The 14,194-nt window shown below is 72.8% G+C and carries 12 protein-coding genes; 7 read left to right on the forward strand and 5 right to left on the reverse strand.

What is annotated here, in order from left to right; genetic code table 11:
• Positions 1-72 precede the first annotated feature (72 nt).
• The 3 genes from ABD333_RS25780 to ABD333_RS25790 all read right to left on the reverse strand — a co-directional run bounded on the left by ABD333_RS25780 (position 73) and on the right by ABD333_RS25790 (position 4,750).
• Positions 73-3,012 (reverse strand): helix-turn-helix transcriptional regulator, encoded by a 2,940-nt coding sequence (locus tag ABD333_RS25780; protein ID WP_344544944.1) that lies wholly within the window; start codon positions 3,010-3,012, stop codon positions 73-75.
• 139 nt (positions 3,013-3,151) lie between these two features.
• Positions 3,152-3,883 carry an AfsR/SARP family transcriptional regulator gene (locus ABD333_RS25785; RefSeq protein ID WP_344544946.1) on the reverse strand — a complete coding sequence of 244 codons (732 nt, stop codon included), beginning with the start codon at positions 3,881-3,883 and terminating at the stop codon, positions 3,152-3,154.
• A gap of 258 nt (positions 3,884-4,141) precedes the next feature.
• Positions 4,142-4,750: a fused DSP-PTPase phosphatase/NAD kinase-like protein gene (locus ABD333_RS25790; RefSeq protein WP_344544947.1), complete on the reverse strand. Its 609-nt coding sequence runs from the start codon at positions 4,748-4,750 to the stop codon at positions 4,142-4,144.
• Between the two features lie 273 nt (positions 4,751-5,023).
• Between ABD333_RS25790 and ABD333_RS25795 the strand changes: the two genes are divergently transcribed.
• Positions 5,024-6,181 carry a glycerophosphodiester phosphodiesterase gene (locus ABD333_RS25795; RefSeq protein ID WP_344544948.1) on the forward strand — a complete coding sequence of 386 codons (1,158 nt, stop codon included), beginning with the start codon at positions 5,024-5,026 and terminating at the stop codon, positions 6,179-6,181.
• A gap of 58 nt (positions 6,182-6,239) precedes the next feature.
• Here ABD333_RS25795 and ABD333_RS25800 read toward each other — a convergent pair whose 3' ends face one another.
• Positions 6,240-7,304 carry a DUF2293 domain-containing protein gene (locus ABD333_RS25800; RefSeq protein WP_344544949.1) on the reverse strand — a complete coding sequence of 355 codons (1,065 nt, stop codon included), beginning with the start codon at positions 7,302-7,304 and terminating at the stop codon, positions 6,240-6,242.
• 66 nt (positions 7,305-7,370) lie between these two features.
• Between ABD333_RS25800 and ABD333_RS25805 the strand changes: the two genes are divergently transcribed.
• From ABD333_RS25805 to ABD333_RS25825, 5 genes are all read left to right on the forward strand, one after another.
• The gene (locus tag ABD333_RS25805) at positions 7,371-7,604 is read left to right on the forward strand and encodes a hypothetical protein (protein ID WP_344544950.1); all 234 of its coding nucleotides are present in this window, start codon (positions 7,371-7,373) and stop codon (positions 7,602-7,604) included.
• 100 nt (positions 7,605-7,704) lie between these two features.
• A complete protein-coding gene (locus ABD333_RS25810) occupies positions 7,705-8,724 on the forward strand; it encodes a LacI family DNA-binding transcriptional regulator (RefSeq protein WP_344544952.1) in 1,020 nt (339 codons plus the stop codon).
• Positions 8,721-10,262, forward strand: coding sequence for a sugar ABC transporter ATP-binding protein (locus tag ABD333_RS25815; RefSeq protein WP_344544954.1), 1,542 nt, complete (start codon positions 8,721-8,723; stop codon positions 10,260-10,262). Before ABD333_RS25810 ends, ABD333_RS25815 begins: the two co-directional genes overlap by 4 nt.
• Positions 10,252-12,186, forward strand: a complete 1,935-nt coding sequence (locus ABD333_RS25820; RefSeq protein WP_344544956.1) for an ABC transporter permease/substrate-binding protein — start codon at positions 10,252-10,254, stop codon at positions 12,184-12,186. The genes ABD333_RS25815 and ABD333_RS25820 overlap by 11 nt, the downstream gene beginning before the upstream one ends.
• A gap of 20 nt (positions 12,187-12,206) precedes the next feature.
• Positions 12,207-13,091, forward strand: coding sequence for a ribokinase (locus ABD333_RS25825; protein WP_344544958.1), 885 nt, complete (start codon positions 12,207-12,209; stop codon positions 13,089-13,091).
• Positions 13,092-13,100: 9 nt separating this feature from the next.
• Here the strand turns inward: ABD333_RS25825 and ABD333_RS25830 are convergent, their stop codons facing one another.
• A complete protein-coding gene (locus ABD333_RS25830; protein ID WP_344544960.1) occupies positions 13,101-13,694 on the reverse strand; it encodes a TetR/AcrR family transcriptional regulator in 594 nt (197 codons plus the stop codon).
• 76 nt (positions 13,695-13,770) lie between these two features.
• On the opposite strand from ABD333_RS25830, the gene ABD333_RS25835 reads away from it, so the two are divergent.
• A complete protein-coding gene (locus ABD333_RS25835; RefSeq protein ID WP_344544962.1) occupies positions 13,771-14,187 on the forward strand; it encodes a VOC family protein in 417 nt (138 codons plus the stop codon).
• Positions 14,188-14,194 lie beyond the last annotated feature (7 nt).

Genomic DNA, 14,194 nt, shown 5'->3' on the forward strand with positions numbered 1-14,194 from the left:
CCTTCGTGCTCCCCTTGCGGGTCGCATCGTGGGAAACCACGACATTCCGCAGGTGTCACGCGGTTCGCGGGCTCAGCGCGCCGACTCGGCCAGCGCCGTCGCCACGCCGACACGGGAGGTGACGCCCAGCTTGGCGAAGATGTGGGACATGTGCGTCTCCACGGTGCGGACGCTGATGAAGAGCTTCTCGGCGATCTCCTGGTTGGAGTCGCCCGCGACGGCGAGCGTGGCCACCTCCAGCTCCCGCCGGGACAGGCCGTGGCCCCCTCCCGAACGGCTGGTCACCGTCGGCACGTAGACGCCCAGGCGGCGCTGCTCGCGGACCACCTGGGCGTGCAGTCCCCGCATCGAGCACGCTTCGAAGATCTCTCGCGCGGCCTGCAGCCGCAGCCGGGCGGCGGCGCGCTGGCCGGCCTCGCTGTGGGCGAGCCCGGCGGTCAGCTCCGCGTGCCCGGCATCGGGCCTGCGGCCCGCGGCCAGCAGCAGCTCCGCCGCGTCCGCCGCGGATCGCGCGGCCGCGACGGGATCGGCCAGGCGCTGCGCGTGCGCCCGGCCGAGCCGGGCGAGCCCGGTCTCGCCGGGGAGGTCGGGATGGGCGATCGCCTCGGCGAGGCTCGCCCACCGCAGGGCCTCCTCGGACCGCCCGAGCGAGGACTGGACGAAGACCATCCGTTCGGCGCAGGAGACCTGGGTGCCGGGATCGAGCCGGGAGGCGGTGTCGTCGTTCCACAGCTCGCGGATCGCCGCCGCTCCCTCGTCCAGCCGCCCGGCCGCCACCAGCGCCGCGGCGAAGCCGAAGCGGGCCATGCTCCCGCCCCATTCACCGGTGCAGGGATCGTTCTTCACGGCCTCCTCGCCGAGCGCGAGGGCCTGGTCGTGGTCGCCCTCGTAACTGGCCCGCAGGCATTGCTGGGTGAGCGCGTAGGTCAGGCTCTCCCCGGACCTCAGGAGGCGGGCGATCTCCGCGGCCTCCTCGCCGGGCACCACCGCGTCCGACAGCTGCCCCCGCAGCACGAAAACCCTCGCCTGCGCGGAGAGCAGGTAGGCGAGGATGTAGCTCTGCCCTGTGACGCGTGTGACCGTCGTGAGCCGTTCGAGATGCCGGAACGCGGCGTCGTACCTGCCGAGCAGCACCTCGGTCCAGCCGAGCCAGACCAGGGAGTCCATGTACCGGGCCAGCTGCTCGTCGGAGGTCTGGTCGAACAGCACGCCCACGAGATCGACCTGCCGGAGGGCGTCGAGGACGTGTCCCTCGCCGTAGGCGACCAGCGGCCGCATGGCGGCTACCGCGATCTCCAGTCCCGGGTCCCAGCCGGGGACGTTCTCCGGGATCTGGTCGAGCGTCGCGTGCGCTCCCGCGATGTCGAGGCTCTGCAGCAGGTCGGCGGTGCGCCGGAGGTTGAGCATCGCGGCGGCGGCCGTCTTGGGGTCGGAGATGCGGTCCAGCTCCTCGCGGACGAGCGCGCGGGCGTACGCGTGCCTGCCGAGCTGCCGCTGCATGACCCCGTACAACTGGACCACCCTGGCGCGGCGGACGTGGTCGTGGACGGGAAGGAGCTGGAGCAGCGTGCGCGCTGTGTCGGTGCCCTCCTCCGCCTGGCCGCTGACCGCCTGCACCTGGAGGAGCTCGAAGAGGAGTTCGCTCCGCGACGGGACCCGGTCCTGCTCCAAGTCCCGTTCTTCCCCGTGCCGCTCGGCCGCGCTCTCCTCGGCGGACCCATGCGGCATCAGCCCGAGCGCCGCTTTCAGCCAGTGCGCGGCCGTGCTGGGCGCGTGCGTGCGGACGGAACGGCCGGCCTCGATCAGCGTGCTGATGGCGGCCCGGTCGCCGTCGCGGGCCGAGCGTTCCACATGCCGGGCGCGCACCGTCGCCGGTGCGCCCGACCTGCCCAGGTAGTCGGCGAGGCGGGCGTGAACTCCCAGCCGCCAGCCGGCCGGGGCCGACTCGTAGGCGGCCTGCCGGACGAGCGGATGACGGAACTGGAAACGGGTGGGCGCCGTGAGCCGGATGATGTCCCGCTCGACGAGCTCGTCCAGGGCCGCCAGCGCTTCGTCCTCGGACCTTCCCATGGCGACCGCGGCCAGCTGTGCCCCGAACTCGCCGGCCGCGACGGCCCCCGCGCGGGCCGCCGTGAGCGCCGTGGAAGACAGGCCGGCGAACTCGGCCTGCAGCGCCGCCCGGACGGCGAGCGGCAGATCCGGCATCGCGTCGCCGTCACCGCCCTCCGGGGCGGCGGTCTTCGCCTCGTTCATCTGGGCGAGAGCCTCCAGATAGAACGGGTTGCCGCCGCCGGCGCGCAAGAGCTCCCGGCTGGGCGGGCCGCCGACCCGCGGGCCGAGGATCTCCGCGGCCTCGGTGTCGGTGAGCGGCCGGACCTCGATGTTGATCCCCTCGGTGAGCGTCATCAGCCGGGACGAGGCCTGCGCGGGCCGGTAGGCCAGCCCGAGCAGCACCTTGGAGCGCGGAGGATGCCGCACCAGGTAGTCGAGGAAGTCGAGGGACGGGTCGTCGGCCCAGTGCACGTCGTCGAGGAGCAGCACCAGGCCCTCGGGACCCGCGATGAGGTCCAGCAGCTTGCGCATCGCCTTGTGCAGATGGTGCCGCGCCAGCCCCGAGAGGTCCTCGATCCGCGCCGCTTCGGACCGCGCCGCCGCGGGGTCGGGCGCGAGGACGGGGAAGACCGGCGCCAGCAGCCGGCGCAGGTCGGCGTCGAGCTCCAGGTCCGTTCCCTCGACCTGGTCGTCGAGGGCGTCGACGACCAGGCCGAACGGCGTGTCCTGCTCGAACTGCGCCGCCCGCCCCTCCAGGGTCGGCAGATCGCGGGCCCGGGCGGCGCGCTGGAGTTCCCTGAGGAGCCGGGTCTTGCCCATCCCGGGCTCCCCGACGAGCGTCAGATGCCGGAACCCGCCGTCCTGCCAGGAGTCCAGAGTCCGGTCGAACGCGTCGAGCACATCGTGACGCCCGACCAGCGGAGGCGGCTGGGGAGTCGTCGGACCGGCAGGTGACGCCATGTCACGTCTTCCGTTCAGATGCGGAGCAAGATCTGTGCTTCGACGGTTCCGCATCTTTGCATGGAAGGGTGCCGGATTCCACGGTGGCCGGTCAGAGGCCGGGCCGTGATCCGTTCGCGAGGCAGGCGGGGTGCACCGGTCAGCGCGTGCTCGGCCCTCCTCCCAGCGAGACCAGCTCGCGGAACGCGGCGCTCGGCTCGACCTGCAGCTCCCGCCGCACCGTCTCGGTGTAACGCCGGTAGACGCGGCGTGCGCTGATCGTGTCGCCGCGGGTGAGGTGCGCGGACGCCAGCAGCAGCTGCGGCCCCTCCGCGAGCTCGTCGACCTCCGACGCGAGCAGCGCGATCTCGATGGTCTTGTCCGGGTCGCCGCGCCGGAGCAGGTCGTCCGCCATCCTCTCCAGGGCCAGGGTCCGGAGGCGGTCCCACCGTTCGCGTTCCCGGTCGATCTCGTCGTCGTCCAGCTCGCGCAGCAGTTCGGTGCTGAGCATCTTCACGACCAGCGGGTCGGGGTCGGCTGGCCGGCTGATCCCCTTGAGGATGTTGTGCGCGATCGCCTTCGCGGCCCAGTAGTCCACCGAGACGCCGTCGGCCAGGCGCAACCGGTCCGCCTCGGCCTTGAGCAGGGCGTCCCCGGTCCTGTCACGGATGCGCCAGAGTGCCTGGCTCAGCCGTTTGGTCGCGTGGAGGGGGTCGGTGTCGGGCCAGAGGCTCGCCGCGATCGCCCTCCGGGACGCCTCGCCCACCAGGGCGAGCTGGATCAGCAGCCGGCCCGGTGCGCGCGGCAGGGTCACTTGCGCGTCGTTGAGAAAACACCCGAACTCCGGGAGCAGTCCGACGACGGCGGGCGATTGTGGTGCGTGCTCCTTCAACTGTCTCTCCCCGTCGAGAACCTGAGTTCCGATGGCCTGCCATCGGAGATCAGGATTTCGGCGGGGAGGACGGGCGCACATCGTGGCCGACCCCGATTAACGGGCGCTACCTACGAGGAGGGTGACTCGTAGTGCCGCCACCCCAGGTGAACGGGCTGAACGGGGGTACCCGGCGGCGCGGGCCGGCGGCGCCACGGGCAGGGTGCGCTTAAGGGGTGGCACTTATCCCGGGTTTTCGAAGGCGGAATCGAAGGCGCGTCAGAAGCCGAGGCGGGCCCAGGAACGGCGCGGGGAGTCGGCGATCCGGCTGAGCGCCACCACCGCCGCCGGGGGCCGTGAGACGCGGTCGCCGTTCAGTCCCCGCATGAACGCGACCTGCTCAAGGGTGGGCGGGCCGACCGCCAGGCTGCGCTGCGTCGCGTCCGCCGCGCTCGCCTGGCCGGTGCGCACGAGATAGGCCGCGGACATCGAGCCGGTGCGGCCGACGCCCGCGCCGCAGTGCACGAACACCGTGCCCGGCGTCCGCTCGACCGCCGCCAGGAACCGCTCGACCTGGCCCGGCGTCGGGGCCTGGCCGTCGCGCATGGGCATCCGCACGACCGCCAGCCCGGCGTCCGCCGGAAGCCGCAGCTCGGCCGGGGCCAGGTCTTCGGCGCGCAGGTCCACGACCGTGCGCACGCCGAGGGCGGCGAGGCGGCGGTAACCGTCGGCCGTGGGCGCTGCGCCGCGCCACAAACGGTCGTCGACATGGGCGAAGTTGTGGACTCCCGAGACGCTCACCGTGGACCCGTGGGCCGACCTGGCCGAGGTGCTCATCGCGAGGATGGTGAGGCTGACGGCGATCCACGCGAACGCGTAGCCCGTCATGCCTGCGAGCAGAAGAAAGCAGAGGACGCGCGGCCTCGGCCGGCGCGGGCGTGGGATCGGCACGGAACCGACGATAACCCGCGCCGCGCGGTGCCTCGGCCGGTTCGGGCCCGGTGGGTGACGCCGGCGCCGTTCACCGCATCGACGATCAAGGTTGGCCGGGCCGTCACCGGTCAGGCCCTGGCCGGGGTACCCGGCGCCGGATACGTTCCGGGCGGTGGTGATCTGCCCGGCGACGGTCGCCCGGGGGAGCACCGCGGGAGAGGAGCCGAGATGGTCGCCGGTACAGCCCTGAGGGGGAAGGTCCGCGGCAGGGGCCGCGCGAAGGCCGCCCTGCTGGCGGCGGGCGCGGTGTTGCTGCCGATGCTCGCGGTCGTGGGGTCCGCGGAGGCGGCCCCGGCGGGGAACGCGGCCGGGGCGCGCGGGCCGCTCGTGCTCGGGCACCGTGGTGCCTCCGGCTACCGGCCCGAGCACACCCTCGCCTCGTACGAGCTCGCGGTCCAGATGGGCGCCGACTACATCGAGCCCGACCTGGTGCCGACCAAGGACGGCCAGCTCGTCGCCCGTCACGAGAACGAGATCGGCGGTACGACCGACGTCGCCAGGAGGCCGGAGTTCGCGGGCCGCAGGACGACCAAGACGATCGACGGGGCGAAGGTCACGGGCTGGTTCACCGAGGACTTCACGCTCGCCGAGCTCAGGACGTTGCGCGCGGCGGAGCGGCTGCCCGCCGTCCGGCAGGAGAACACCCTCTACGACGGCCGCTACCAGGTGCCGACCCTGCAGGAGGTCATCGATCTCGCCAAGCGGCTGAGCCGCAGGCACGACCGCCGCGTCGGCGTCTTTCCCGAGACCAAGCACCCGACGTACTTCCGCTCGATCGGGCTGCCGCTCGAACCCGCGGTCATCGCGACGCTGAAGCGCAACGGCCTCGACCACCGCGACGGCCGCGCCATCGTCCAGTCGTTCGAACCGACCAGCCTGCGCATCCTCACCAGGGCGCTGCGCGTGCCCGCGCTGCAGGCGATCTCGGCGGCGGGCGCCCCGTACGACACCGTGGCCGGCGGCTCGGGACCCACCTACGCCGAGATGATCACCCCGGCGGGGCTCCGGCGGGTCCGCACCTACGCCGACTGGATCGGACCGGAGAAGAACCTCGTCATCCCGCGTAAGGCGGACGGCTCGATCGGCACCCCGTCGTCCCTCGTCAAGGACGCGCACGCGGCCCGGCTGAAGGTCGCGCCGTACACCTTCCGCAACGAGAACGACTTCCTGCCGGCCGACCTCCGCAGGGGCACGGTGCGGAGCGACTACGGCCAGGCGCTCAAGGAGTACGACCTCTTCTACCGCACCGGAATCGACGCCCTCTTCAGCGACAACCCCGACACCGCCGTCGTCGCCCGCACCGAGTTCCTCGGCACCCGCGGATAAGGGGTACCGCTGAAGTAGCCTCCTCGAAGGACCCGAGGTGCATGAGGTCGCCAGGGAGTCAACGGGCCGGCCGCCGCCATCGGTCCAGGATCGTGTCGACGGTCGCGCGGATGGCGGCCCGGGCGTCCTGGCGCGGGACTCCCGACATCAGCCGCGCGTCGTAGTCGGTGTCCAGATGGCGTACGGACGCCACGACGGCGAGGGTGACCGCGTTCTCGTCGAGCGCCTGGGCCGCCGCCGACCGGCCGACCCGGCCGCTGCCGCGGACCGCCGCGTGCCGGGCGATCTCTTCGGCCCGGGCGTGCGGGCAGCCGGGGAACAGCCGCAGGATCTCGGCGGCCAGCCGGCGCTGGAAGACCACGTCCAGCCGTTCGCGCCGGTCCCGGTCGCGCTCGCGGCGGCGTGCCCGTGCGTCCTCGTCGGCCAGGCACCGCTCTTCGGCGCGTTCGAGCGCGGCCTCCTCGACGAGGACGCCGCGCCGCTCGTACCGCTTGCGCCGCCGGTTGAGCCGCATCACCACGGCCGACAGCCCGCTCTCCTTCTTGGCGCGGCGGCTCAGCGCGGCGTCGTCGGCGGGAAGGAACACCAGGTGGTCCATGTCGGCGCAGGCGAGGCAGTGCGGTGCGGCGTCCTCCATGACGAGGAACTCGCCGGTGCCGTGGCAGCCGGCGCAGGTCCACTCCTTGAGCGGCAGGATCGCCACCAGATCCGGGGCCTTGTTCTGCTTGGCGGAGAGTCGTTCGCGCTGGGCGGGGGAGAGGCCGGGGGAGATCCAGTGGGTGCGGTAGGCCTGTTCTCTCTCCTCGTCGCCCGACGCGGTGAAGCGCAACGGGCGGCGGTCGCGGGTGGCCGCGATGTACGCCGTCTGGCTCGGTTCCAGGCCCGTGCGCTCGGCCCAGGCACGCAACGCCTGCAGGGCGGTCGAGATCTTGTCCGGGCGTACGGAGAGGGCCGCCTCCAGATGGAGGAGCCTGCCCTGGCGCCACTCGTCCACGCGTGGGCGCCGCAGCCAGCCGATGCTCAGGAAGATCTCGATCGGAGAGACCGATCCGGTCTGTTGGAGGAGGCCCTCGGCCGCGTCCGCCACCCGCCGTGCAAGCCGTGATTCGTGGACTTCGCTCACGTCGGCTCAGGCTACTGGCGGGGGCGGCGCGGTAGCGGCGATGTAGCGGATCGTAACTTTGATCTCATGGAGAGTGATCGGGGGCAGTCGCGCTGCTGGGCGGGTCCGGGGGCGTTACGGGTGACCGGTGTCCGCCTGGTGGGCGCGCACCGGGTCTGGGCCGACTTCGCGGGGATCTCGCCCGACGTGACGAGCGCGTTCCTGGTGACCGCCGAGGGCGGGCTCGTCGGGCGCGGCTACTACGCGTCCGTCGAGGAGCTGGCGGACGTCGTCGATCTCTCGGCGCTGTCGCCCTGCTGAGCCGGGTGGGACGGGGCGCACTTGCGGGATGAACGAGATGCGTGTAAACGTTTACACGAAGGACGATGTAATCGTTTACACGGCGGTCCGGGAGGTGGGGATGGCGAGCGTCAAGGACGTCGCCCGGCTGGCGGGGGTCTCCGTCGCCACGGTCTCCCGCGTCCTCAACGACAGCGCGCCCGTCACGCCGGAGACCCGGGACCGGGTCCTCGCGGCGGTGGCGGAGCTCGGCTACCGGCCGAACGCCGTGGCCCGGTCGCTGCGCACCGACGCCACCCGGACGATCGGCCTGATCATCGGCGACATCCTCAACCCGTTCTTCACCGAGCTGGCCCGGGCGGTGGAGGACGAGGCGCGCGGGCTCGGCTACTCGGTCGTGATCGGCAACGCCGACGAACGCCCCGAGCGCCAGGACCACTACGTGCGCACGTTGCTGGAGCAGCGCGTGGACGGCCTGCTGCTCTGCCCCACCGCCGAGATCACTCCGCTCGTCCGCGACATGGTGGGGGACGGCAAGCCGCTGGTGTTCCTCGACCGGACGCTGCCCGGGCTGGACGTGCCCACGGTGCGCGCGGACGGGACGGCGGCCATCGGCGAGCTCGTCGGGCATCTGCGGCGCCTCGGGCACCGGCGGATCGCGTTCATCTCGGGCCCGGCGTTCCTGTCCACCGGACGCGAGCGCACGGCAGCGTTCGCCGCCGCGCTGCGCGACCACGGGCTGCCGGTCCGGGACGAATACCTGGAGGCGGGCGACTTCCAGGCGGCGAGCGGCCGGGCCAGCGCGGCGCGGCTGCTCGACCTGCCCGAGCCGCCCGAGGTCATCGTCGCCGGCGACAACCTGATGGCCCTCGGCGCCCTCGACGAGATCCGGTCGCGGGGGCTCGCGATCCCGGGCGAGGTCGCGCTGGCCTCCTACGACGACCTGCCGTGGTTCACCCACGTCGACCCGCCGATCACGGCGATCGGCCAGCCCGTCCAGGAGCTCGGGCGCCGGGCCGTCCGCGGGCTGGTCGAGCGCGTCGGCGGCGGCGCGGGGGAGTCGGTGGTGCTGTCGGCACGGCTGGTGGTGCGCCGCTCATGCGGCGAGCACGACTCGATGGAAGGGAGCGGCCCGCAATGACGGACGAATCCACGACGCCGGGCGAGATCCTGCGGGTGCACGGCCTGCGCAAGGCCTTCCCCGGCGTGGTCGCGCTGGACGGGGTCGACTTCGACCTGCGGCCAGGCGAGGTCCATGTGCTGCTCGGTGAGAACGGGGCCGGGAAGAGCACCCTCATCAAGACGCTCTCCGGCGCCTACCGGCCCGACGCCGGACGCATCGTGGTCGACGGCGAGGAGACCGCGATCCGGTCGGCGCAGGACGCGCAGGATCTCGGCATCGCGACCATCTACCAGGAGTTCAACCTGGTGCCGGAGCTGACGGTCGCGGAGAACCTGTTCCTCGGCCGCCCGCCGCGCCGGTTCGGGCTCGTCGACAGGCGCGCGATGGACGAGCACGCCCGCGCGCTGCTCGACCGGGTGGGCGTGGACGCCGACCCGCGGCGGCGCATGGGCGACCTCGGCATCGCCCGCGCGCAGATGGTGGAGATCGCCAAGGCGCTCGGCCAGGAGGCGCGGGTGCTCATCATGGACGAGCCCACCGCCGTGCTGACCACGAGCGAGGTCGACAAGCTCTTCGCGATCGTCCGCCGGCTGCGCGAGCGGGGCGTGGCGATCGTCTTCATCACCCACCACCTGGAGGAGATCCCGCGGATCGGCGACCGGGTGACGGTGCTGCGCGACGGCCGGTCCGTCGCGCGGGTGCCCGCGGACACCCCGCGCGACGAGCTCGTCCGGCTGATGGTCGGGCGTTCGATCGAGCAGCAGTACCCGCGCGAGCCGACGGACGCCGGGGAGCCGCTGCTCCAGGTGCGCGGGCTCAGCCGCGCGGGCGCCTTCGCGGACGTCTCGTTCGAGGTCCGGGCGGGTGAGGTCGTGGGCCTGGCCGGGCTGGTCGGCGCCGGCCGGACCGAGGTGGCCCGCGCGATCTTCGGCGCGGACCGGTACGACGGCGGCGAGGTCCTGGTCGACGGGAAGCGGCTGCGCGGCGGCGACGTGCACGCCGCGATGGAGGCCGGGATCGGCCTGGTCCCCGAGGACCGCAAGGGCCAGGGCCTCGTGCTCGGCGCCGACGTCCGCGAGAACCTCGGCCTGGTGACCCTCGGGCGGGCCAGCCGCGGCGGGTTCGTCGACCGCGGCGGGCAGGCCCGCGCGGCCGGGGAGATCGCCGGGAGGCTGAACGTGCGGATGAGCGGGCTGGGCCAGGAGGCGCGCACGCTGTCCGGCGGCAACCAGCAGAAGATCGTGATCGGCAAGTGGCTGCTCGCCGACGCGAAGGTGCTCATCCTCGACGAGCCGACCCGCGGCATCGACGTCGGCGCCAAGGTCGAGATCTACCAGCTCATCAACAGGCTCACCGCCTCCGGGCACGCGGTGCTCATGATCTCCAGCGACCTTCCCGAGGTGCTGGGCATGAGCGACCGGGTGCTGGTGATGGCGCGCGGGCGGCTGGCCGGCGAACTCGCGGCCGGCGAGGCGACACAGGACGCGGTGATGGCGCTCGCCGTCACCGACGTGAACGGCGGCACGGCCGCGGTGGAGGGAACCGATGTCCACTGACACGCTGCGCAAGCGGCCTTCTTCGCAGAACGGCGGGTCCGGGCGGACCGCCGCGCGGCTGCTCGGCGAGAACGGGGCGCTGGCCGGCCTGGTCATCCTGGTGGTGGCCCTGGCCCTGCTGTCCGGCGACTTCCTGACCGTCGACAACCTGCTGAACGTCGGGGTCCAGGCGGCCGTGGTCGCCATCCTCGCGTTCGGCGTCACGTTCGTCATCGTCACCGGCGGCATCGACCTGTCGGTCGGCGCGGTGGCCGCGCTGTCGGCCGTCGTGCTCGCCTGGACCGCCACCGAACACGGCGTGCCCTGGCCGGTCGCGCTCGTCGTCGCCATCGCCGTCGGCATCGCCGCGGGCCTGGTCAACGGCGCGCTCATCACCTACGGCAAGCTGCCGCCGTTCATCGCCACGCTCGCGATGCTCGGCGTGGCGCGCGGCCTGGCGCTCGTCATCTCCGAGGGCAGCCCGATCGCGGTGCCGGACGCGGTGACCCACGTCGGTGACACGATCGGCTCGTACCTGCCCGTCCCGGTCATCGTCATGGCGGCGATGGGACTGCTGACCGCGCTCGTGCTGGCCCGCACCTACAGCGGGCGCGCGATGTACGCGATCGGCGGGAACGAGGAGGCCGCCCGCCTGTCGGGCATCAAGGTCTCCCGGCAGAAGCTCGTCACCTACGCCCTGTCCGGCGCGTTCGCCGCCGTCGCGGGCATCGTGCTCGCCGCCCGCCTCTCCTCCGCCCAGCCGCAGGCGGCCTCCGGCTACGAGCTGGACGCCATCGCGGCCGTCGTCATCGGCGGCGCGAGCCTGTCGGGCGGCAAGGGCAGGGCGTTCGGCACCCTCGTCGGCGCGCTGATCCTCGCGGTGCTGCGCAACGGCCTCAACCTGCTGTCGGTGAACGCGTTCTGGCAGCAGGTCGTGATCGGTGTCGTCATCGCGCTGGCCGTGCTGCTCGACACCCTGCGCCGCCGGGGCACCTCGTTCAGCCCGCGCCAGCTCTACGCCGGGGGAGGCGTCGTGGTCGCGGCCGTCGCCGCGCTGGCGATCGCCGTCGCGGTCAACGGCGGCGGCTCGGGCACGGGCGGTGGCGGCACCAAGATCGGCCTGTCGGTCTCGACGCTCAACAACCCGTTCTTCGTCCAGCTGCGCCAGGGCGCCGAGGCCGAGGCCAGGCGGCAGGGCGTCGACCTCACCGTCGGCGACGCGCAGAACGACGCGTCCCAGCAGGCCAACCAGCTGCAGAACTTCACCACCCAGGGCATGAAGGCGATCATCGTCAACCCGGTCGACTCCGACGCCGCCTCGCCCGCCGTCCAGGCAGCCAACAAGGCCGACATCCCGGTGATCGCGGCCGACCGCGGTGTGAACAACGCCAAGGTCGCCCAGCTCGTCGCGTCCGACAACGTCGCGGGCGGCCGGGACGCGGCCAAGACGCTGGCCGAGGCGATGGGCGGCAAGGGCGAGGTCGCCTGGATCCAGGGCCAGGCGGGCACCTCGGCGTCGCGCGAACGCGGTCAGGGTTTCGCGGAGGGCATGAAGGCCTTCCCCGGCATCAAGATCGTGGCCAGGCAGCCCGCGGACTTCGACCGAACCAAGGGCCTGGACGTCATGACCAACCTCCTGCAGTCCAACCCGGGCATCACCGGGGTCTTCGCGGAGAACGACGAGATGGCCCTCGGCGCGGTGAAGGCCCTGGGCGGCAAGTCAGGCGGTCAGGTCAAGGTCGTCGGTTTCGACGGCACCCCGGACGGCATCAAGGCCGTCCAGGCGGGCACGATGACCGCGTCGGTCGCCCAGCAGCCCCGGCTGCTCGGCCAGATCGCCGTGCGGAGTGCCATCGCGGCCGCGAAGGGTGACAAGATCGAGTCAATGCACGCCGTGCCGGTGAAGGTCGCGACCAAGGCCAACGCCTCCGAGTTCGCGTCCTAGTCCGACCAGTGGGAGTTCAGGTGACGCACGAAGTAGTCGTCGTGGGGTCGGTCAACGCGGACCTGGTGGTCAGCGTCGACCGGCGGCCCGCCCCGGGCGAGACGGTGCTCGGCTCGGACCTCGCCACCTATCCGGGCGGCAAGGGCGCCAACCAGGCCGTCGCCGCCGCCCGCCTCGGCGCCCGGACCGCCATCCTCGGCCGGATCGGCGACGACGGCCACGGCGACCTGCTGCGGGCCGCGCTCTCCGAGGCCGGGGTCGACCTGGGGCATCTCCTGGTCACCCCCGGTCCGAGCGGCGTCGCCCTCATCACCCTCGATCCGGACGGCGACAACAGCATCATCGTCTCGCCGGGCGCCAACGCCCGCCTGGCCCCCTCCGACGTCGACGCCGAGCTCCTGTCGGCCGCCGTCGTCTCGTTCCAGCTGGAGATCCCCCTCCCCACGGTCGAGGCCGCCGCCCGCGCCGCCGACGCGGGCGGCGCCCGCGTGGTCCTCAACCTCTCGCCGGCGCGGGCCGTTCCCGACGACCTGCTGGCGCTCTGCGACCCGCTGGTCGTCAACGAGCACGAGGCCGCGTACCTCCTGGGAGCCGGCGACGAGCCCGAAGCGATGGCCACGGCGCTCCTGGCGCGCGGCCCGCGTTCGGTGGTCATCACCCTCGGCGCCGAGGGCGCCCTCACGGCCGACGCCACGGGCGTCACCGCCGTTCCGTCGCCCAAGGTCGAGGCGGTCGACACCACGGGCGCCGGCGACGCGTTCACCGCCGCCCTCTGCCTCCGCCTCGCCCGCGGCGACACCCTCGCCGACGCGGCCCGCTACGCGGTACGTGTGGGCGCCGCCGCCGTCCGCAAACCCGGTGCGCAGAGCTCCTATCCGGCCACCGACGAGGACCTTCCCGTCTGAGGCCGACGCCTATGGCGCCGGTTGCGGGCCACTGCGGAGGGCGTCGAGCATCCGGGTGAGGGCGGCCCGAGTGTCGTCGAGGGACTCGGGGGAGCTCGCGAGCCATAGGGCCGCTTCGTTCATGGCGCCCGACAGCAGGTGGGTGAGCGGGGCGACGGGCTGGCGGGCGAGAAGACCGGCCTCGATCAGCTCGGCGAGCGCCTCGGCCAGGTGGCGGGCCGAGCCGGCCTCGTCCATGGCGCGCCACTCGGTCCAGCCGAGCACGGCCGGGCCGTCGATGAGCATGATCCGCTGGATGTCCGGGTCCGTGGTCGCGGTGAGGAACGCCTGGCAGCCCGCGGTGAAGCTGTCCCAGGGGTCGGTGCGCGCGTCGGCGGTCGCGGCGACCGTGCCGGCGACCTCGCGCTGGACCTCGGCCAGGACCGCGCCGAACAGTTCGGCCTTGCTCTCGAAGTGGTGGTAGAGCGCGCCCTTGGTGACGCCGGCAGCCCGGACGATCTCCGACAGGCCCACGGCGGCATAGCCCCTCGTCGCGAACAGGCGTCTGCCCTCGCGTACGAGCGCCCGCCGTGTCCGTTCCCGCTGCTCCGCTCTGGTCGCCATGCGCGCTCCCGTTGACATACCGATGGTAGGTCAACTAGCGTACTTCACATACCGCTGGTACGTGAAGGGAATCCCCATGAAATTGACCAGTTTCTATCCGGTCCTCGGCTCCACCCGGCTGGCCGAGTCCCGCGACTTCTACACCCGGCTGTTCGGGTTCGAGGTCACGTTCGAGGCCGACTGGTACATCAGCCTGCGGCGCGGGGGCGACCGGCCGTACGAGCTGGCGCTGCTCGACCACACCCACCCGACGGTGCCCGAGGCCTACCGCAGGCCGGTCCAGGGACTGCTGCTCAACTTCGAGGTCGAGGACGTCGACGCCGAATGGGAACGGCTCGTCGTCACCGAGGGGCTGACGCCCGAGCTCGCCATCCGCACCGAGGAGTTCGGGCAGCGGCACTTCATCGTCGCCGACCCGGACGGCGTGCTGGTCGATGTGATCAAGGAGGTTCCGCCCACCGGCTCGTACGCGGGCAACTACGCCGGTCAGTGACGTTCGA

It is taken from the genome of Actinomadura fulvescens, from assembly GCF_039533225.1.
GTDB classification, from domain to species: Bacteria; Actinomycetota; Actinomycetes; order Streptosporangiales; family Streptosporangiaceae; genus Spirillospora; species Spirillospora fulvescens.